Here is an 18,140-nt window from a genome sequence, read left to right as displayed (position 1 = left end):
ATAAACAGCGCCCGCTGACGTCTACGCCACCAGTCGTTCATCAACGAATGAAGGAGTGGCAGATGATCTCGGAAAAGCGCAAGTCGGCAGCGCATATCGCTCTCATGAGCGCCGTCTTTCTCCTCGCAGGTCCGGTCTTGCCGGTCGCGGCGGACGACATGTCTTCCATGACGATGCAGACACCGGCGCCGGCGGCGGGTACCGATCCCGCCGCCCTCAAGGCGGAACAACCGTTCCTCGACGGCAACGATACCGCCATGTCGAAAATGATGGCCGGAATGGCTGTTCCGCCGACCGGCGACGTCGACAAGGATTTCGTCGACATGATGGTTCCCCACCATCAGGGCGCCATCGACATGGCCAAGCTTCTGCTGCGCTACGGCAAGAACCAGAAGCTGAAGTATCTCGCCCAGGAAATCATCATCACGCAGCAGCAGGAGATCGCCGCCATGCGCCTGGCGGTCGGCGAGCCGCTGCCCGCCTCGACACCGTCGCCCACCGAAGCCGGCAACTGACGCCGGCAAGGTCTCTCCGCGTGTCGCCGCGGCGGCCGCGGCCCGTGGAGCCAGCGTTCCACATCTCTCCCCCAAGAAGGAAAACCTGATGAAACGCATTCTCTTTTCCACCGCGCTGGCCGGCGCGCTGCTTGCCAGCGTATCCGCCTTCGCCGGCCAGGCGCCCTATGCGGCTTCGGCCAAGGACTTTCCCGTCAGTCATCGTGACCGCGTCTATGCCGCGGAACAGTATTCCAACACGGTCTCGGTGACCGATCCGGCCAGCAACAAGCTCCTCGGCGTCATCCGCCTCGGCGACCCGCAGCCGGGCAACCTGTCGCCGCTCTACCGCGGCCAGACGCTCGTCCACGGCATGGGCTTTTCGCCGGACAACAGGACGTTGGCCGTCGTCTCCACCGGCAGCAACTCGGTGACCTTCATCGACACCGCCACCAACAAGGTGAAGCACACGACCTATGTCGGCCGGTCGCCGCACGAAGCCTTCTTCACGCCCGACGGCAAGGAAGTCTGGGTCACCGTCCGCGGCGAGGACTATGTCGACGTCCTCGACGGCAAGACGTTCGAGGAAAAGACCCGGATCAAGACCCCGGCCGGCCCGGGCATGCAGATCTTTTCCGTCGACGGCAAATACGGCTACGTCTGCAACTCCTTCAACCCGGAGACCGACGTGATCGACGTGGCGAGCCACAAGATCGTCGCCAAGGTCAAGCAGGCAAGCCCCTTCTGCCCGAATATCGCGGCAACGCCCGACGGCAAGCAGGTCTGGTTCACCCTGAAGGATGTCGGCAAGGTTCAGGTCTTCGACGCCAAGCCGCCGTTCAACGTGATCAAGACCATCGATACCGGGCCGATCACCAACCATGTCAACTTCGCCCACAATGCCAATGGCACCTTTGCCTATGTAACCATCGGCGGCCTCAACGAGGTCAAGGTCTACCGGACGGACGACTTCAGCCAGGTCGCCACGATCCCGGTCGGCGATCTGCCGCACGGCCTCTGGCCCTCGGGCGATGGCAGCCGCATCTATGTCGGTCTGGAAAACGCGGCAAAGCTCGCGGCCATCGACACCCTGACCAACAAGGTCATCGCGACGATCCCGATCGGGCAGGCGCCGCAGGCCGTGGCCTATGTTCCCAATGCCGTGCCTGAAGGCGCCGGTACGGAGAACCTGCAGCCGCTCGGCCTTTCCGGCGAGGTCGCGCACTTCAACCTCTCCGCGCCGGGCTCGGAGAAGGGCGGCAAGGCGCCGACCAGCGTGGCGCTGTTCGACCAGGGGCTGACGCAGGTTCTGGAGGCTTCGGTCACGGGCCTTGAGCCGGGCCACCAGTATGTGCTGGCGCTTGCGGCGAAGTCGGATGGATCGGGCGACCTTCAGCCGCTGGCCCAGTTCAAGGCCAACCCGGCCGGTGGCTCGATCGTCAACGCCGTCGGGCCGATCCGGCAGGTCGTGCAGGGGCAGGACTCCGGGTCCAAGCGCTACCTGGTGATCGCCTCGGGCACGATGGACAAGATCAGCACCCCGGTTCAGGTTCAGACGACGTCTGCTGACTGAACCGGCAGGCCCGCCGGTCCCTTCCTGCCGGCGGGCCACACTCATGGCCTGCAAGACCGTCGCCCATAGAGGGCGAGAAGAACGGACAAGAGCTCTTTCATGGATGACATGATGACCCTGCTGGAGCCACTGATCCCGCCGCTCAGGCGCTATGCCCGGGCCTTGCTCCACGACCGGACCGCCGCCGACGATCTCGTGCAGGATTGTCTGGAGCATGCGATCAGCCGCTGGCATCAAAGACGCGAAGGCAGCGATACCCGCTCGTGGACTTTCACGATCCTGCACAATCTGGCGGTCTCCCGGCTGCGGCAGGAGAAACGGCGGGGCGCGCATGTTGCGATCGAGGATATCGGACAGGACGCCATGGCCCAGGCCGCCGATCAGGATCAGGGGCTCAGACAGCAGGACGTTCTTCGTGCGCTCGACACCTTGCCGGAAGATCAGAAAAGCGTGCTGCTCCTCGTCTCGGTCGAGGACATGAGCTATGCCGATGCCGCGCGGGTGCTCGATATTCCGCTGGGGACGGTGATGTCCCGTCTTGCGCGAGCGCGCGAGCGCATGCGGCGGTTCATGGAAGATGAGAGCGAAACCGGACAGATCGTCTCGTTCCGCCCGCGGAGTGTGAAATGAACGAACGACCGATCAGCGAAGACGATCTCCAGGCCTATGTCGACGGCAGGCTCGATCAGGTCCGTCACGCCGAGATCGAGGCCTACCTGGAGGCACATCCGCAGGAAGCCGAACGCCTTGCGTCCTATCAACGCCAGCGCGAGCAGTTGAAGGCGGCTCTGCGCCCCATCGCCGAGGAACCGATCCCCTCCGAACTCAATCTCGCTCGTCTGGTGCAGGACAACCGCAAGGCCTTGCGCCGCCATTCCTGGCGCGATGCCGCCGCTGCCGTCGTCCTGCTTGGCGCAGGGCTCGCCGGCGGATGGTCGCTCCATGGCGGGATGCCCGCAGGAACGGAGGGCGTCACCGCTCTCGCCAGCGAGGCCGCCGACAGCTATGCCGTCTATGCCAGCGATCACGTCCGGCCCGTGGAAATCACCGCCGCCGACAGCCGCGATCTCGTCTCCTGGACGTCGGACCGGCTCCGGCATCCGCTCACCATTCCGGACCTCGAACGCGCCGGCTATCGCTTCATGGGCGGCCGTCTCGTCGCCACCCCCCACGGCCCGGCCGTGATGCTCATGTATGACGACGACAGGGGAACGCGGCTCGTCATGGTCACCCGGAAGATGGCGGCCGACAAGAATGCGCCCATGTCGGAGACCCGGTCAGGAAATCTCACCGGCTATACCTGGGCCAACGACGGCATCGGCTACAGCCTCGTCGGGCCCGTCGCGCCGCAAGACCTGCATCCAGTCGCCGACGAGATCCGCCAGCAGACAACGCAGAACGTCTGAGGCCGCCCGCCGAGGAACGACGAACGGCTGCACGTCCTCTTGCCACTTCATCGCGGCGCCGCCTCGTTCTGTCATCGAGGTTGTCATTTGCTGCCCGTGCCAGCCGCTCGCTGCCGCGACCATTGCCTGAAAGGACATCCCATGAAACTGATCCGCAAGGGTCTGCTCGCCTGTGCCATCGGCCTCGGCTTGACGACCGGTGCCTTCGCCCACGCCCGTCTGGAGAGCGCCGTTCCCGCCGCGAATGCGACGGTCTCGGCCGCGCCGACGGTGCTGGCGCTCGATTTCTCCGAGGCCATCGAACCCAGCCTCAGCGGCGCAAAGGTGACCGACAGCGGCAACCATGCCATCGCGACCGGCACACCCTCGGTTGCCGACGGCAACGACAAGGAATTGCTGGTTCCCATCATCGGCACATTGTCCCGAGGCTCCGTCCACGTCGCATGGCACGCGCTCGCGCTCGACGGGCACGAGACGACGGGCACCTTCCAGTTCACCATCGGGGACTGACGACGATGATCGGCCCGGGCAACGCCATGATCGCCGTGCGGCTTGCGACTTACCCGGCGGCGATCCTCGTCTACGGAACCAGCCTCTTTCTGGCGTTCATCGCTCCGAATTCCACGAAGGCGTCTCTCGGTCGGCGGTTTGCTCTGCCTCTCCTGATCGCCGCAGCCATCGCCCTTGCGGCCACCATCGCCTGGGTCTTTGCCGAAGCGGCCATCATTGCCGGTGGCTGGCGGGAGGCCGCGACCGGTGGGCTCCTGCAAACGCTCGTCTTTCACACAAGCATAGGCGAGGGGTGGCTGCTCCGGTGTTGCCTGGCGGCGCTGACGACATTGGCGGTGGCGGCAACATTCGATCGGCCGGTACTCGTGACATTCGTCTCGGGCCTGCAACTGGCAAGCTTCGCCCTTTCCGGTCATGCCGTCATGAACGAGGGCATCGCGGGCGTCGCGCATGTTGCGGCGGACGCCGTGCATCTTCTCGCAGGAGGCGCCTGGGCGGGGTCCCTGATTGCCTTGGCGCTTGCGCTGTCGCACGCCGCCTCGCAATCGGACTCGCTTCACGACACACGGCGTCTGGTGGCGCGGTATTCGCGCATGGGACAATGGGCCGTTGCCCTCGTGGTCGCGAGCGGTATTGCCAATACGTTGTTTGACATTGGTGGCTGGCCGGTGGATCGGCTTTCACCCTATCTTCTGCTTCTCGCCGCCAAAATCACACTCGTGTTGGCGATGATCGCGCTGGCAACGCGCAACCGGTTCGTCTTGTCGCCCTCGATTGCCGGCGGCGATCCCGTCGCCATCGGCAAGCTCAGGAACGCTGCCCTGGCAGAAGCGATACTCGCGGTCTGCGTGCTGGCCCTCGTCGCCGTTCTTGGAACGCTGTCGCCGATGTGAAAAGCCATCGGTACCGGCGCTGGACAATCGCCCGGCCGTCTGTCGAGACGTCGTCACGCGATTTTCCATGCCTCGGTCGAACAGCATGCCGGGGCTGTCGGCATTTATCCGTCGCGGTCCGACGTCAAACCCGAGCATATTCCGGCAGCAGGATTCGATGCTCGCCGGCAGGGCCGGCAGGCACACACGACTGCCTTCACGATACCCGATGTTCACGGGCCATGGCCTCGAGGCTGCGCTGCAGCGCGGGCTGGGAGATATTGCGCGTGATGAAGACGATCCGCGTCGAGTGGTCGTCGCTTGGCCAAGCGGCCAGTGTCATGGGCGGATGGACAATGTCCTGCACCGCATGAACGACCATCGGGCCATCAAGGCCCAGAACGTTGACGATGCCCTTCATGCGAAGGAGATCCTGTCCGCGCAGCGACAGGATCGACGCCAGCCAGCCGCGCAGCGCGTCACGCTCGATGGGGGCGTCCAGCGTGACGGTGAAGGAATGGATCGATGCGTCGTGGTGAAGGTGACCATGATGCGCATCGTCGTGGTTGTGGTGATCGTCATGGGATGAGGAAGCATCGCCATGCGCATGGTCGTGGCCGTTCCGGTGCGGCTCGCGCGGCCCGAAGGCGTCAAGCTTTAGCCATCGGCCGACATCGCCGTCCGGGCCGGAAGGCGCTGCCGGTGCATGGGCGAACAGGTCGTCCGGCGAAAGTTTTCCCGCGACGACCGGAATGATCTCGGCACCCGGATTGAGATGGTGCAGCCGGTCTCGCAGGACATTGGTTGCCTGCGGCTCGACGAGGTCCGTCTTGGTCAGAATCAGGACGTCGGCGAGAGCGACCTGCCTTGCCGCCTCCTCGAATTTGTCGAGCTGCGTCATGCCGTTGACGGCGTCAACCGTGGTGACCACGGCCCGAAGATGGAATGTCTCCGCCAGCAGCGGTTCGCCGGCGAAAAGACGGACAACGGATGTCGGATCGGCAAGCCCGGTCGTCTCGATGACGATCCGTGAAAACCGGGGGATATCGCCACGCTCGGCCTTGGCGACGAGGTCGCCGAGCGTATCGACGAGATCGCCTCGCACGGTGCAGCAGATGCAGCCGCTTTGCAGCACGACGGCATTCTCGATGGCGCTTTCCACCAGCAGATGGTCGATCGCGACGTCGCCGAATTCGTTGATGATGACGGCCGTATCCGCCATCTGCTGATCATGCAGCAGATTGTTGAGCAGTGTCGTCTTGCCACTGCCCAGAAAGCCGGTAATCAGCGTGACGGGAAAGGTACTCATCGGCCGGTCCGTCAGATTTCCAGTTCCAGGACGTAAAGGCCGCCGGTATGCCGGTCCACCGCATAGACGATCCCGTTCTCATCGACATAAACGTCGTTGATCTGGCAGGCCGGCACGCGTGATCCCTCCGGCGCGCCGGGCACGAATGCGGCCACTTCCTTGGGCTGCAGCGGATCGGAGACGTCGTGCACCCTGACGCCGCCGTTGAAGAGCGTCGAGAAGATCAGCGTGTCGGATTGCAGCGCCGTTTCCCGGGGCGGATTTTCGTGCACGTTGTGGCAGCCGTAGCGCCCGCCCTTGCGCCCGTATTCCTCGACCGGAGGCATCGGCAGGACGCTGAGCGGAACGAGATTGTCTTCCCGGCGCGCGTCGACCAGCCAGGTGAGCTTGGGCCAGTCCGCGCCGTCGTCCAGGACGCACTCGTGCGTCACGACCAGCAGGTCGCGGCTGAAAAGCGGCATCACCGTGTGGGTGAAGCCGGGGAAGGGCGGATTCGGATTGAACTGCGAAATCACCTTCGGCGACGACTTGTCCGCGATGTCCAGGATATAGCCGCCGCCATCGATATAGCCGAGATAGCAGCGGTCGGGCCGGGCGGGGTAGACATTGGTGTTGTGAGCGCGAACGCCGCTGTCGATCGGCAGGCGTTCGGGGGCGGGGGCGTCGTCGCCCTCGGCCGTCCCCGGCTTCCACCAGCGTCCCACTTCGCGCGGCTTGGTCGGATCGCGGACATCGATGATGCGGTATGGCTGGTCGTCAAGCTGGTTGCGGGGCGTGAAATCGGCCGCGCCGGCAGCGCAATGGATGTATTCCCCATCGACGAACCACACCTGGTGAACGCCGCGCGAGTGCGGGCCGGAGCAATCGAAGAAGCTGATCGAACGTGGCGTTTCCGGAACGGAGATGTCGAAGATCTCGATGCCGGCCGGCGTAAGGCCCGGCTCAAGCGTTTGATAGGCGACAGCCATCAGGCTGCCGCAGGTCTCCAGGGAGTTGGACCTCACCCGCCCGTGCGGCAGATCGGTCTGCACGATGACGCGCGGGTTCCTGGGGTCCGTGACGTCGACGCCCGTAAAATTCTTCGGCGGACCTTCGTGCGCCAGCCACATGATACGGCGACCATCCGGTGCCGCCTGCAACGACATTCCCTCGCCGATACCTCCATAACCCAGAAGCGGATCGTGCCCGATCAGACGCAGGCCATGAATGTGGTCGATCTTCAATGTCATTCTCCTGATGCCAGCCGCAGCGGATGGCATCGAGGCAGATGCCGTTCTCGCGACCGAAAATTCTTCGCTGGAATCGCGCGGCGCCGGTTTGTTCGGCAGTTTGATGTTTGTTGCGCTATTTGATTATTGTTCGAACATATCGGGGAGTCAATGCATTTCGGCCGCCGTTGGCAGCATATTCAATGCCTTGAAGGAAATTGGAGTTGCGCCTGCGGCCCGGTCACTGCGACGAATGCAGGGACCGTGAGGGCAATTCGTGCTCGGCAAGCACCGGACAGGCAGTCTCGGCGCCCAAACGAACAAGGCGCATGAAGGCGGTTCCGCCTGTCATGCCGTCACACCGGTCGATGTTTGTATCGTCCGGGCTAGAGCACCGTGCCGAACTTACAAGTCAGCACGATCGCTCTATTGCTTTGTTTGTGCATCCTGTTTTTGGCTGGATGCTTCAAGCTGATTTCCCGCCCGAAATGTTCTTGGAAATTGTCTGGTAGTTCTGCGCGACGATTTCGACGCTGCCCTCGAAATGCCTGGCCAGAGCGGCGACGGCAAGCTCAGTGTCGCGCGCAATCGCCGCTTCGGCGACTTCGCGGTGCTGCTCGCGCACTCTTTCCATCAGCGCGGCCGATTTGGACACGCGTACGACCACGGCTCGGCGATAGCGCTGGAAATGGTCGGACAGGACATTGCAGAAATGCAGCAGTCGCGGCGATCCGCAGTGGGCAATCAGCGCGCGATGGAAACGGTCATGGCGGCTTTCCCATTCGTCGATGGTCTCGCGGTCGGCCGTCTCGCCAGGGAAGGGGGTTCGTTCCAGCAGATGCAGGGAGGCAACGATTTCGGCCTCCCACGCGGTATCGCCGTGCTGGATCGATTTTCTCAGCGCCTTGCAGCTGAGTTCGGTCCTCAGCGAGCAGAGGTCATAAAGGTCATCCAACGAAAGCGGCGCCACCGAATAGCCCCGGTGCCCCTCGAAGATGACAAGGTGATCGGAAATCAGCCGCGACAGGGCTTCGCGAAGAGGCGCGATGCCGACACCATAAGTTGCGCTGAGCTGGCGGAACCGAAGCCGCTCTCCCGGTTGCAGATAGCCGGCAATGAGGTCGTTGCGCAGCCGGGAATACACCTCCGTCCCGAGGGTGCTGACGTCGCTTTCACGACGAACGTTGGCCGACGAAAACTGAAGGGACACGAACGTTTCCTACCATTGCTCATTGCCACGGCGAGCGCGCCGTCATCGGACGGTGTCCGAGCCGCATGGCGCACGCTTCACAACTGCTTATAGCATTGTCGGCGCCCAACGTTCAATCAACATTAAAATGTTCGAATATGATGGGGATTATGGAGTTCGGTCGCCGACGTGCCAACGTGCGCCGAAACCGAAAATTCCACAGGTTGCGGTCGCTGGCCTCAGCCTTCCGTGCTCGCGCCGGAACTGCATGTATTTTCGTAAGACATTCGGGGAAGGATCTGCTCGGCGCCCTTGAGGAAAATGTCCACCGAATTGCGGATCATCGTCCCGCGGTCGACCGGCATCTCCATCATGTAGACGATCTCCCGAATTCCGTAATAGAAAATGCCGCTGTGAAGATGCCAGAACAACTCGGTTTCTTCGGCATGCAGGGGAACGTGGTCGGGCACGTCGAAGCTGCGGCGGGTTGCGCGGGCGATCGGGATCAGGATTTCCCGTTCCAGCGTTGCCATATAGCGCTTGTTGATATCGACGCCGCGCAAGCCAGCGAAAAGATAGATGCGCAACCATTCCGGCATGAAGATCGTCGCGGTGTAATCTTCATAAAAGGCAATCATGCGGTCACGGATGGGAACGGCGTCGTCTTCCAGCATCACGCGCCATTCCGGCTTCCAGCGGTTTTCATAGATCTCGCGATAGACGGCGGCGATGAGGTCGTCCTTGCTGGGAAAATACCGGTAAAGGAGAGGTTGGGTGACGCCAAGCCTCTGGGCAAGCTCTCTCGTTCCTGCGCCGAAGCCGACTTCCGCAAACAGGGCGACCGCCTTGCGGACAAATTCCCGGTAGCGTTCTTCCGGCTTGATTCGGGTCCGTCGGCGCGCTGGCGTGGCGTCCTCCGTCTTGCTTTCGACCGGCTTGTTTTCGCGAACCCCCATCGTCACCCACTTTACTGCTGCATCTTCGGCTGCCGGAACCCTGTCAATATGCGCCGACATCTGTCGTCGCGGCGTCTCCGGTGTTCCCCTCATTCGTTGTTCAACTAGGCTTAGAAGGCAACAAGTTTAAGGAAAAGGCCACCAAGCCGTCGCGTGTCCTTGGCGGCCGGATCGCGATATTGGCGAACGAGCGATCAGCCACCGTTTGAAGCCGACAAGGACACTGACATGATTGCCGGGAACACTGCCGTGTCTGCCGGAAAAGTCGCGATCCCTACGTCCGTCGGCCGACTTGACAGGGCTCGAGTGCATAGATTATCAATCGATAAATAAAATCAAGCTGCACGAACCCGCCTTCCTGTTGGAGCGGGATCAAATCGCGGCTGCAGGCAGGGCCAGCGCAAGGCCGGCTCGGGAGGAGCATCACCATGGCACGCAATCTCAAGACGGCCCGCTCGGCCGCCGAACGCGCCGATGCGGACGTCAAGGTTCGCGCCACAGTCGAGCAGATCCTTCAAGAGATCGAACAGGGCGGCGACGCCGCCGTGCGCGGCTATTCGCAGCAGTTCGACAACTGGGCTCCCGAAAGCTTCCTCCTCAGCGACCAGGACATCGAGGCTGCTCTTTCGACGGTCTCCAAGGCCGACCTCGACGATATCCGCTTTGCGCAAACCCAGGTGCGCAACTTTGCCGAAAAGCAGCGCGCCTGCATCACCGACCTTGAGGTCGAAACAATGCCCGGCGTCATTTTGGGGCACAAGAACGTGCCGGTCGACAGGGTCGGCTGCTATGTCCCGGGCGGCAAATACCCGATGGTGGCATCCGCCCATATGAGCGTCGTCACGGCCAAGGTCGCCGGCGTTCGCAGCGTCGTCGCGGCTGCCCCGCCATTTCGAAACGGTCCGCATCCGGCCATCGTTGCCGCGATGCATCTTGGCGGAGCCGACGAAATCCTTGTTCTCGGCGGTGTGCAGGCGGTCGCGGCCATGGCCATCGGAACCGAGACGATCGCGCCGGTCGACATGCTCGTCGGCCCCGGCAACGCCTATGTCGCCGAAGCCAAGCGCCAACTTTTCGGCCGGGTCGGGATCGATCTTTTCGCCGGGCCGACGGAAACGCTGGTGATCGCGGACGAGACGGTCGACGCCGAGATCTGCGCCACCGATCTTCTGGGCCAGGCCGAGCATGGGCCGACATCACCCGCCATACTCCTCACGACGTCGGAAAAGCTTGCACGCGAGACGATGGCCGAGGTGGAGCGTCTGCTCCGCATTTTGCCCACGGCGGACATCGCATCGCAGTCCTGGAACGATTTCGGCGAAGTCATCGTCTGTGACGATGACGAGGAAATGGTCGCGGAGGCCGACCGAATTGCCTCCGAGCACGTGCAGGTGATGACCGCCGATCCGGACTTCTTTCTGGCCAGAATGAAGAATTACGGCGCTCTCTTCCTCGGGCCCCGGACGAACGTCGCCTATGGCGACAAGGTGATCGGGACGAACCACACCCTGCCGACGCGCAAGGCCGCGCGCTACACGGGTGGGCTCTGGGTCGGCAAGTTCCTGAAGACCTGCACCTACCAGAAGGTGACGACGGACGCCGCCAGCGCGCTGATCGGCGACTACTGCTCTCGTCTCTGTGCGCTCGAGGGGTTCCTCGGTCATGCCGAGCAGGCCAACGTCCGCGTGCGGCGGTATGGCGGGCGCAATGTCGACTATGCCGTGCCGACGGCCAAGGTCGGCTGACACCGCCATCCCGTTCTGATGGAACAGCCGCATTTCGGGGCAGGGGGAGGCAAGAGATGCTGAGAGCCGCGATCCTCGGTCTTGGATGGTGGGGCAAGACGATCGTCGGCCGCATGAAGGATTCGCAGAAGCTGCGGATCGTCAGGGCAGTCGAACTCAGCACCGGGCCGCATGCGGAACTTGCCGCCGAGAACGGGATCGCGCTCGGATGCAGCTATGACGATGTGCTCGCCGATCCGGAAATCGATGCCATCATCCTGACGACGCCAAACAGCCTTCATCGCGCACAGGTCGAGGCGGCGGCGCGTGCAGGCAAGCATGTCTTTTGCGAAAAGCCGCTGGCGCTGACGCTGGAAGATGCCGAGGCGATGATCGCGGCATGCCGAGAGGCGGGCGTCATCCTCGGTGTCGGCCACGAGCGGCGCTTCGAGCTTGCGATGATCGAACTGCGCTGGATGGTCGCGAATGACGAACTCGGCACGATCATGCATGCGGAGGCAGCATTCAGCCACGACAAGCTGGTCAATGTGCCGGCAACCGACTGGAGACGGTCTGCCGTGGAATCGCCCGCCGCGGGCATGACCGCCATGGGCATTCACTTGACCGACGCCTTCGTCAACCTGTTCGGTCCGGCAGAGAGCGTCTATGCCGCGACGGCGCATCGCGTCCTGGACGGCGAGAACGGCGACGTGGTGTCGGTGATCTGTCGCCACAAGTCAGGTCCGCTCACCTATCTCAATGCGACGCTGGCAACGCCGCTTTATCTGCATTTTGCGGTTTTCGGCACCAGGGCCTGGGTGGAATTTCGCAACGAGACCCACCCGGACACGGTGGGGAACTCGTCCCTGACGGTCCGGTTTCAGGATGGCTGCACGGCCACATGGACGTTCGACTGGACGGATACCGTGAAGGCAAATCTCGAAGCGTTTGCCGAAGCGGCGACGGGCGGGAGGCCCTATCCGATCCCGGACGAGGAAAAGCTGCAGACGATCGCCATTCTGGAGGCCGTTGTCCGCTCGGCCATGACAGGCAACGCCGTCAAGCTTGACGGTTGAAGGCCACAGGCGGCAAAGGCCTATGGCTGCCGGCTGCAGCTCCCAAAAGCGACGTCAGAAATGCAGTTCCGGGCGGCCGGGCGCGATGGGGAGTGTTTCATCCTTCCAGAAGCGCAGGCCTTCGTGTCCGAGCAATTCCCGGAACACTGCGCCGTCCTCGCTGCCAAGGTCCTTGGCCGCAAACGAGACGGTCGTCACGCCTGCGGCCGACAGGCGCTCCTGAAGCCGCCGCAGCGTGCCGGGCGTGAGGCGTGATGGCAGCCCAAGCGCTGCGATCGTCTTGCCGCCGACAAGGAAGGCGAAATCCACCTTCACGAAATCCTCCGGCCGGATCGCGCCCGGTTCCGATCGGGTGTCGGGCGCGGGGGCATGCACGAAGGCCCTTGGAAGCGGCGCCGGCGCCGAATAGAGCACGTCTCGTGGATCGTAGAGCCCGCCAAACGGGGCAAGCCGGTCGGAGATTTCGCCGCGATGGCGGTCCACTTCGGTATCGAGAAAGGCGAGATAGCGACCGAGAAACTGACCGCCAATCGGGTTCCATGGACCGGCCAGCCGTGTCAGATATTCAGCCAGCCGCTCACGGATCGTCTTTTCCGTGTCGATGAGGTTCGGGGCGGGCAGTCCCAGCATAGCGCTGTTGAGCCGGATGGTGGCTGCGCGCCCCCTCTCGAAGGCTGCCACGGGAAACGGGGCCGACACCGTCAGCCGCGCACTCATCCGTTCGTTGACGCGAAGATCGGACGCGCTCCAGGACTCAATGCCGAAGGGAATGATCCCGATTTCCTCAATGCGTTCGGACATCGCTCGGCTTTCCAGGGTTCGACACGGGGCCATAGTTAGACCATCGGCAACGGACTTGGAAACCTCCGGAGCGACCGCTTTGTCGCGGGACCGATCGGACCCCAACACATCAAGCCGCCGCGAGCCGGTCATGTCGGACCGGTTCGCGGCGGGCAATTTCATGGTCTGCGAAGCCGCAAGGCCGCTGCCGGTTACTTGATGGCCTGGGGATTGATGGGGGAGCCGGTTCCACCCGTGATGATGAGCGGCGGTCCGCAGAAGAAGAACTCGTAGACGCCGTCCCTGGCGCAATCCTCGGCAAGCTCCTTCACATAGAAAATCTCGCCCATGCACAGCCCCATCGCGGGAATCACCACCCAGTGCCAGGGCTGGTTGGCATCCGGCGTTTCGTTCGGACGCACTTCGACGCCCCAGGTGTCGGAGCAAATCGCTGCGATCTCTTTCTCGTGGCACCAGTAACAGTTCTCGAACTTGACGCCGGGGGCGTCGCCGCCCGCGTAACCGCCCCATTCACCTTCGGCAAGACAGCGTTCCATCTGTCCGGTGCGGATGATGACGAAATCGGCGCGGCGGATCTCGACGCCCTGGGCCTTGGCGCAGGCGTCCAACTCGTCGTTGGAGATGCTCTCGCCGTCTTTCAGCCAGTCGACGCCGCGAAAGCGGGCGATATCGAGCAAAACGCCGCGGCCGCTCATCCTGGACTTGGAATGCTCGATTCCGAGAACGCTGAGCCCGCGCGAATCGATCAGCTTGGCATCGTGACCGTTGTAGGCCTTGTCCTGATAGAAGACGTGTCCGAGCGCGTCCCAGTGCGTTGCGCCCTGCACGCAAAGGTGCAGCGTGTCGTCGGCATAGCGGATCTTGTTGGCATCCTGCTGTCCGGTGACGGCGTCCGTGCCGGTCGCGAGCATCTGATGGATCGGATTGAACCGGCCACCGAAGAGGCCTGTCTGCGGGCCCTCCCGGTCCAGCGGGATTCCAAGCGCGAAGACCTTGCCGGTCTTGATCAGCTTTCCGGCAGCGACGATGTCGTCCTGCGTGACGAAATTGAGCGTGCCGCTGTGGTCATCCTTGCCCCAGCGGCCCCAGTTGCTGAGCTTTTCCGACGCCTTTGCGATGGCGTCCAGTCCCACCTCGATGTTCATCCTGTCCTCCCTGATGTTTTCTTGTCATTCGGCTTGGGCAAAGGGGTCCGCTGCGCCCGAGGGCGCCGGAATTTCGAACGCGTTGATCGTCATGGAAACCAGCGTGTAGTAGCCAAGGATGCCGACCAACTCGACGACGGCTTCGAGACCCAGTAGCCGGATCGCCCGTTCATAGGTCGCGTCGCTGAGCCGCCGCGTCTGGTGAAGTTCCCTGGCAAGAGCGAAGACGGCCGCCTCATCCTCCTGCTCGAACGTCGGCTCCTCGTCTTTTCGGATCGCTTCGGCAATGTCGGCGGACAGGCCCGCGGATATCGCCGCCGGGCAATGAGCGACCCACTCGAAGCCTGCCTTCCAGAAGGCGCCGGTGACGAGGATCGCAAGTTCCGAAAGCCGGGGCGCCAGCTTGGTGTTGTAGCGGCAGAAGGCGCCAAGTTCCTGGGCGCGCTCGGCGAGCCCCGGGCTGAGGAGCCACAGTCGCAGCGGGCCTTCGACGACGCCCCGTGGCCCCGACAGAATGGCGTCATAGACACGCCTCTGCACGGGGTTCAGCGTCGTCTCGTCGATGATGGGTGGACGGGATATGGTCGTTCCTCCCGGATTGGACATGGCCGGACTTGACGTCGGCTCGTCCTTGTTGATCGTTCGATAAATATCATTCAAGGACCGCGCCTTGTCAATCGTCATCCGGCGAGGCGACCATCGGCGGCGCGAGCCGTCATGACGGTAACGCCCGTGACGAAGCACCCGAGAGCCTGGCGAAAGTGCGTGGTGTCGATGGACGGGAGAAAGGCAACGGTCGGATCGGAAGCGTTCATCTGAGGCGGTTCCCCCTTCTTCCATGGACGGGAGAAAGCCTAGTCGACCCTGGGTATCAGCTGATAATCCTAGAAAGGCGATGGACCTATCATATGGGCTGATACCGTGTTGAACCTCAGACAGCTTGCCGCCTTCATCGGTGTCTACGAGGAAGGCTCCTTTTCCGCGGCGGCGCGACGCCTCAATGCCACGCAGTCGGGCCTTTCCATGCAGATCCAGAATCTCGAGGAACAGATCGGCCTGCGTCTGTTCGATCGTTCGCCGCGCGGTGTCGTCCCGACCCATTCCGGGCAGAGGCTCTATGTCAGGGCCATCGACATCATGCGAAACCTCGACGAGATCTCGGTCGAAATCCGAACATTGTCGGAAGGTGTCGGCGGGACTGTCCGGATCGGGCTGATGCCGACCTTCAGCCGGGGCGTTCTGGCACCCGCACTGGCGGCGTTCATCGCCGATTATCCCAACGTGAAGGTTTCCGTCGTCGAGGCGTATAGCGCCGTCCTGACGGACGAGGTGGCGGCGGGAAACCTCGATTTCGCCATTGTGCCAAGCGCTCCCCAGCGCGAGGGTTTGCGCACGCGCTGGCTCGGCACCGACCGTGAGCTTCTGGTGCGCCGTGCGGGCGATGGCCCGCCGCATCTGTCGCCGGTTCGACTGCGTGACCTCAGTCCGATGAAGCTGGTCCTGCCGGCGCGCGGCAATGCCCGCCGCGACGCCTTCGACAGCTATGCGGAATTGCACGGCGTTGCTCTTTCGGCGCTGGTCGACATGGACGCCATGATCGCGACGCTCGAATTTGTCGCCAATTCGGATTTCATGACCATCCTGCCGGAAACGATCTGCATCAACGACATCGACGGGACGGTGCGCTCGCTGCACCCGATCGCGGATCCGGCATTGTCCGTCGACTATGCGGTGATCGAGCCTGCGAAAAATGCTCTCCTGCCGGCGGCCGAGCTGTTTCTTGATGGACTGGAGCGTCAGTATCGTCTGTCAAAGTCCGTGTGGCAGGGGATGCCGGTCTCCAGCCATCACGAAAACTGATCCCCTTCATCAGTTCTTATCGTTTCTGCTTCTGATCCCTCCTCGCTATTTTTTCGAAAAACAATCAGACTTTCGAAAAGAAGTCGGAGGGAGGCACCCATGCGGCTCGGCTTTTTCACCATGCCGATCCACCCGCTCGGTCGCGACTGGCGTGAAACGCTGAAGGAGGATCAGGAGGCATTCCTGCTCGCCGATCGGCTGGGTTTCACCGAAGGCTATGTCGGCGAGCATGTGACCGATCTGGCCGAGAACATCACGAGTAGCATCGTCTTTCTGGCAACGCTCGCCGGCCGCGTCGAGCGCATGCGGCTCGGGACGGGAACCGTCAATCTGCCGAACGCCCATCCGGCGACCATTGCCGCGCAAATCGCCATGCTGGATCATCTGCTCGACGGACGCCTCAACCTCGGCATCAGTCCGGGAGGTCTTCTGTCCGACGCGGAAATTTTCGGCAATCTCGACGCGGACCGAAACGCCATGTTCCTGGAGGCGATCGACGCGGTCCTGCAACTGTGGACGGGCGAGCCGCCTTATGACATTGCCGGTCCGCACTGGACGATCTCGACGGCGCGGACATTGGTCAGCGAGATCGGGCAGGGCATCGTCGCCAAGCCGTTGCAAAAGCCGCATCCCCCCATCATCGTGACGGCCGTCGCGCCCTTCTCAAAAGGGGTGACCGCCGCCGCCGCAAGGGGCTGGGACCCGATCTCGGCCAATTTCCTGATGCCGAAGTGGGTGGCAACGCACCGTGCGAGCTACGAAGAGGGATGCCGTCAGGCCGGGCGCCCGATAGACCTTGCCAACTGGCGCGTCGCCAAGAGCATCTTCGTGGCCGACGATGCGGCAACGGCGCGGACCTATGCGCGGGGCGACGACAGTCCCTACGTTCACTACTACCGGTCTCTCGTCAAAAAAATGGTCGGCAATGGCCGTTCGAACCTCTTCAAGGAGGATCAGTCGATGCCGGACGAAGCCCTCGATTTCGAGCATGTGCTCGACCGGCTCGTCATTCACGGCACGCCGGAGATAGTGGCCAAGAAGATCGTCGAATTCCGCGAGGAGGTCGGTCCCTTCGGCACCCTTCTTTATGCCGGTCACGATTGGCGCGATGCGGACCTCGGCAAGCGGTCGATGGTGCTGATGGCGGAAGAGGTTCTTCCGCGCGTGAACAGCGCCATCGGCGAAGACATGGCGAAGGATGCCGCGGAATGACCGGCCCGACGACAATCGTCAAATCGGCGGGCGTCGAGATTGCCGCCTATGTCGACGGTCCGAACGATCGGCCCTGGATCGTGCTGTCCAATTCGCTCGCGGCGGATCGGAGGATGTGGGACGACCAGATGGCGCTGCTGACGTCGGCCTATCGGGTGCTCCGCTATGACACCCGCGGCCATGGCGAAAGTTCGGCGCCCGACGGGCCCTATGACTTCGCGATGCTGGTCGCGGACATGGTCGCGGTGATGGACCGCTTCGACATCGAGCGCGCGGATGTTATCGGATTTTCGCTCGGCGGGATGACGGCGCTAGGCCTGGCGCTGGACCATCCGGCTCGCGTCGCAAGGCTCGTGTGCGCCGATGCCAGGGCCGATGCGCCGCCGGCTTTCGTGGAGGGATGGCGGCAGCGCATGACGGCGGTTGCAGAGGGCGGAATGGGTGCTGTGCTCGACGGCACGATGGAGCGATGGTTCACGCCCGAAAATCGCGCGGCGCGTCCCGATCTCGTCCGGCGCGCCGGCGAGATGCTGCTCGCCGTTTCGCCCAACGGTTACATCGCCTGCGCCGAGGCCCTGAAGGGGCTCGACTATCTGCGGCGACTGCCCCAATTGCGGGCGCCGACGCTCTATATTCGTGGCTCGGAAGACGGCGCCGCGCCGCGGGAGGCCATGACCGCGATGGCCACCGCGACACCTGACGCGCGGCTGATCGAACTTCGCGGCTGCGCGCATATTTCCAACATGGAAGACGTCGAAGGCTTCAACGCCGCACTGGCACAATTTCTTGGACTCAAAGGGTAATG

Annotated in this window: 20 protein-coding genes; 12 read left to right on the top strand and 8 right to left on the bottom strand. The window is 63.1% G+C overall.

The window, feature by feature from the left end; all coding sequences use genetic code 11:
• Positions 1-47 precede the first annotated feature (47 nt).
• The 6 genes from HDIA_RS16010 to copD all read left to right on the top strand — a co-directional run bounded on the left by HDIA_RS16010 (position 48) and on the right by copD (position 4,876).
• Positions 48-515: a DUF305 domain-containing protein gene (locus HDIA_RS16010; RefSeq protein ID WP_281259952.1), complete on the top strand. Its 468-nt coding sequence runs from the start codon at positions 48-50 to the stop codon at positions 513-515.
• 88 nt (positions 516-603) lie between these two features.
• On the top strand, positions 604-2,067 hold the full coding sequence (locus HDIA_RS16005; protein WP_099557066.1) for a YncE family protein: 1,464 nt from the start codon (positions 604-606) through the stop codon (positions 2,065-2,067).
• A gap of 99 nt (positions 2,068-2,166) precedes the next feature.
• On the top strand, positions 2,167-2,697 hold the full coding sequence (locus HDIA_RS16000; RefSeq protein WP_099557065.1) for an RNA polymerase sigma factor: 531 nt from the start codon (positions 2,167-2,169) through the stop codon (positions 2,695-2,697).
• Positions 2,694-3,473: an anti-sigma factor family protein gene (locus tag HDIA_RS15995; protein WP_099557064.1), complete on the top strand. Its 780-nt coding sequence runs from the start codon at positions 2,694-2,696 to the stop codon at positions 3,471-3,473. Before HDIA_RS16000 ends, HDIA_RS15995 begins: the two co-directional genes overlap by 4 nt.
• A 141-nt stretch (positions 3,474-3,614) precedes the next feature.
• Entirely contained in the window at positions 3,615-3,983 is a 369-nt protein-coding gene (copC, locus tag HDIA_RS15990; protein ID WP_099557063.1) for a copper homeostasis periplasmic binding protein CopC, read from the top strand.
• A gap of 5 nt (positions 3,984-3,988) precedes the next feature.
• On the top strand, positions 3,989-4,876 hold the full coding sequence (gene copD / locus HDIA_RS15985) for a copper homeostasis membrane protein CopD (protein ID WP_157775692.1): 888 nt from the start codon (positions 3,989-3,991) through the stop codon (positions 4,874-4,876).
• Positions 4,877-5,072: 196 nt separating this feature from the next.
• Here the strand turns inward: copD and HDIA_RS15980 are convergent, their stop codons facing one another.
• Positions 5,073-6,164: a CobW family GTP-binding protein gene (locus HDIA_RS15980; protein ID WP_099557061.1), complete on the bottom strand. Its 1,092-nt coding sequence runs from the start codon at positions 6,162-6,164 to the stop codon at positions 5,073-5,075.
• An 11-nt stretch (positions 6,165-6,175) separates the two neighbouring features.
• Complete coding sequence (locus HDIA_RS15975) at positions 6,176-7,393, bottom strand: LVIVD repeat-containing protein (RefSeq protein WP_099557060.1); 1,218 nt, start codon at positions 7,391-7,393, stop codon at positions 6,176-6,178.
• On the opposite strand from HDIA_RS15975, the gene HDIA_RS25400 reads away from it, so the two are divergent.
• Positions 7,371-7,640, top strand: coding sequence for a hypothetical protein (locus HDIA_RS25400; protein WP_157775691.1), 270 nt, complete (start codon positions 7,371-7,373; stop codon positions 7,638-7,640). The genes HDIA_RS15975 and HDIA_RS25400 overlap by 23 nt on opposite strands.
• 198 nt (positions 7,641-7,838) lie before the next feature.
• On the opposite strand, the gene HDIA_RS15970 is transcribed toward HDIA_RS25400, so the two are convergent.
• Positions 7,839-8,582: an FCD domain-containing protein gene (locus tag HDIA_RS15970; RefSeq protein WP_099557059.1), complete on the bottom strand. Its 744-nt coding sequence runs from the start codon at positions 8,580-8,582 to the stop codon at positions 7,839-7,841.
• Between the two features lie 218 nt (positions 8,583-8,800).
• Entirely contained in the window at positions 8,801-9,577 is a 777-nt protein-coding gene (locus HDIA_RS15965) for a TetR/AcrR family transcriptional regulator (protein WP_245883898.1), read from the bottom strand.
• A 368-nt stretch (positions 9,578-9,945) separates the two neighbouring features.
• Between HDIA_RS15965 and hisD the strand changes: the two genes are divergently transcribed.
• Together hisD and HDIA_RS15955 are read left to right on the top strand one after the other, a co-directional pair.
• Positions 9,946-11,262, top strand: coding sequence for a histidinol dehydrogenase (hisD, locus tag HDIA_RS15960; protein WP_099557057.1), 1,317 nt, complete (start codon positions 9,946-9,948; stop codon positions 11,260-11,262).
• Positions 11,263-11,318: 56 nt separating this feature from the next.
• Entirely contained in the window at positions 11,319-12,317 is a 999-nt protein-coding gene (locus HDIA_RS15955; RefSeq protein WP_099557056.1) for a Gfo/Idh/MocA family protein, read from the top strand.
• Between the two features lie 54 nt (positions 12,318-12,371).
• Here the strand turns inward: HDIA_RS15955 and HDIA_RS15950 are convergent, their stop codons facing one another.
• The 4 genes from HDIA_RS15950 to HDIA_RS25985 all read right to left on the bottom strand — a co-directional run bounded on the left by HDIA_RS15950 (position 12,372) and on the right by HDIA_RS25985 (position 15,078).
• Positions 12,372-13,118: a hypothetical protein gene (locus HDIA_RS15950; RefSeq protein WP_099557055.1), complete on the bottom strand. Its 747-nt coding sequence runs from the start codon at positions 13,116-13,118 to the stop codon at positions 12,372-12,374.
• A 191-nt stretch (positions 13,119-13,309) separates the two neighbouring features.
• On the bottom strand, positions 13,310-14,263 hold the full coding sequence (locus HDIA_RS15945; RefSeq protein WP_173796251.1) for a cyclase family protein: 954 nt from the start codon (positions 14,261-14,263) through the stop codon (positions 13,310-13,312).
• 24 nt (positions 14,264-14,287) lie between these two features.
• On the bottom strand, positions 14,288-14,923 hold the full coding sequence (locus HDIA_RS15940) for a carboxymuconolactone decarboxylase family protein (protein ID WP_245883896.1): 636 nt from the start codon (positions 14,921-14,923) through the stop codon (positions 14,288-14,290).
• Between the two features lie 20 nt (positions 14,924-14,943).
• Positions 14,944-15,078, bottom strand: coding sequence for a hypothetical protein (locus HDIA_RS25985; RefSeq protein ID WP_281259951.1), 135 nt, complete (start codon positions 15,076-15,078; stop codon positions 14,944-14,946).
• 109 nt (positions 15,079-15,187) lie between these two features.
• On the opposite strand from HDIA_RS25985, the gene HDIA_RS15930 reads away from it, so the two are divergent.
• The 3 genes from HDIA_RS15930 to HDIA_RS15920 all read left to right on the top strand — a co-directional run bounded on the left by HDIA_RS15930 (position 15,188) and on the right by HDIA_RS15920 (position 18,138).
• Positions 15,188-16,123 carry a LysR family transcriptional regulator gene (locus tag HDIA_RS15930; protein WP_157775690.1) on the top strand — a complete coding sequence of 312 codons (936 nt, stop codon included), beginning with the start codon at positions 15,188-15,190 and terminating at the stop codon, positions 16,121-16,123.
• 99 nt (positions 16,124-16,222) lie between these two features.
• Positions 16,223-17,335: an LLM class flavin-dependent oxidoreductase gene (locus HDIA_RS15925; protein ID WP_099557053.1), complete on the top strand. Its 1,113-nt coding sequence runs from the start codon at positions 16,223-16,225 to the stop codon at positions 17,333-17,335.
• Positions 17,332-18,138: an alpha/beta fold hydrolase gene (locus HDIA_RS15920; protein WP_099557052.1), complete on the top strand. Its 807-nt coding sequence runs from the start codon at positions 17,332-17,334 to the stop codon at positions 18,136-18,138. Before HDIA_RS15925 ends, HDIA_RS15920 begins: the two co-directional genes overlap by 4 nt.
• Positions 18,139-18,140 lie beyond the last annotated feature (2 nt).

Origin of the sequence: Hartmannibacter diazotrophicus (assembly GCF_900231165.1) — a bacterium.
GTDB classification, from domain to species: domain Bacteria; phylum Pseudomonadota; class Alphaproteobacteria; order Rhizobiales; family Pleomorphomonadaceae; genus Hartmannibacter; species Hartmannibacter diazotrophicus.
The sequence above is the reverse complement of the archived record's forward strand: the minus strand, read 5'-3'. Positions and strand labels throughout refer to the sequence as shown.

What these genes read in the sequence shown, in the direction of transcription:
- HDIA_RS16010 (WP_281259952.1), top strand. Translation starts at nt 48, where the DNA reads ATGAAGGAGTGGCAGATGATCTCGGAAAAGCGCAAGTCGGCAGCGCAT.
- HDIA_RS16005 (WP_099557066.1), top strand. Translation starts at nt 604, where the DNA reads ATGAAACGCATTCTCTTTTCCACCGCGCTGGCCGGCGCGCTGCTTGCC.
- HDIA_RS16000 (WP_099557065.1), top strand. Translation starts at nt 2,167, where the DNA reads ATGGATGACATGATGACCCTGCTGGAGCCACTGATCCCGCCGCTCAGG.
- HDIA_RS15995 (WP_099557064.1), top strand. Translation starts at nt 2,694, where the DNA reads ATGAACGAACGACCGATCAGCGAAGACGATCTCCAGGCCTATGTCGAC.
- copC (WP_099557063.1), top strand. Translation starts at nt 3,615, where the DNA reads ATGAAACTGATCCGCAAGGGTCTGCTCGCCTGTGCCATCGGCCTCGGC.
- copD (WP_157775692.1), top strand. Translation starts at nt 3,989, where the DNA reads ATGATCGGCCCGGGCAACGCCATGATCGCCGTGCGGCTTGCGACTTAC.
- HDIA_RS15980 (WP_099557061.1), bottom strand. Translation starts at nt 6,164, where the DNA reads ATGAGTACCTTTCCCGTCACGCTGATTACCGGCTTTCTGGGCAGTGGC.
- HDIA_RS25400 (WP_157775691.1), top strand. Translation starts at nt 7,371, where the DNA reads ATGTGGTCGATCTTCAATGTCATTCTCCTGATGCCAGCCGCAGCGGAT.
- HDIA_RS15975 (WP_099557060.1), bottom strand. Translation starts at nt 7,393, where the DNA reads ATGACATTGAAGATCGACCACATTCATGGCCTGCGTCTGATCGGGCAC.
- HDIA_RS15965 (WP_245883898.1), bottom strand. Translation starts at nt 9,577, where the DNA reads ATGTCGGCGCATATTGACAGGGTTCCGGCAGCCGAAGATGCAGCAGTA.
- hisD (WP_099557057.1), top strand. Translation starts at nt 9,946, where the DNA reads ATGGCACGCAATCTCAAGACGGCCCGCTCGGCCGCCGAACGCGCCGAT.
- HDIA_RS15955 (WP_099557056.1), top strand. Translation starts at nt 11,319, where the DNA reads ATGCTGAGAGCCGCGATCCTCGGTCTTGGATGGTGGGGCAAGACGATC.
- HDIA_RS15950 (WP_099557055.1), bottom strand. Translation starts at nt 13,118, where the DNA reads ATGTCCGAACGCATTGAGGAAATCGGGATCATTCCCTTCGGCATTGAG.
- HDIA_RS15945 (WP_173796251.1), bottom strand. Translation starts at nt 14,263, where the DNA reads ATGAACATCGAGGTGGGACTGGACGCCATCGCAAAGGCGTCGGAAAAG.
- HDIA_RS25985 (WP_281259951.1), bottom strand. Translation starts at nt 15,078, where the DNA reads ATGAACGCTTCCGATCCGACCGTTGCCTTTCTCCCGTCCATCGACACC.
- HDIA_RS15925 (WP_099557053.1), top strand. Translation starts at nt 16,223, where the DNA reads ATGCGGCTCGGCTTTTTCACCATGCCGATCCACCCGCTCGGTCGCGAC.
- HDIA_RS15920 (WP_099557052.1), top strand. Translation starts at nt 17,332, where the DNA reads ATGACCGGCCCGACGACAATCGTCAAATCGGCGGGCGTCGAGATTGCC.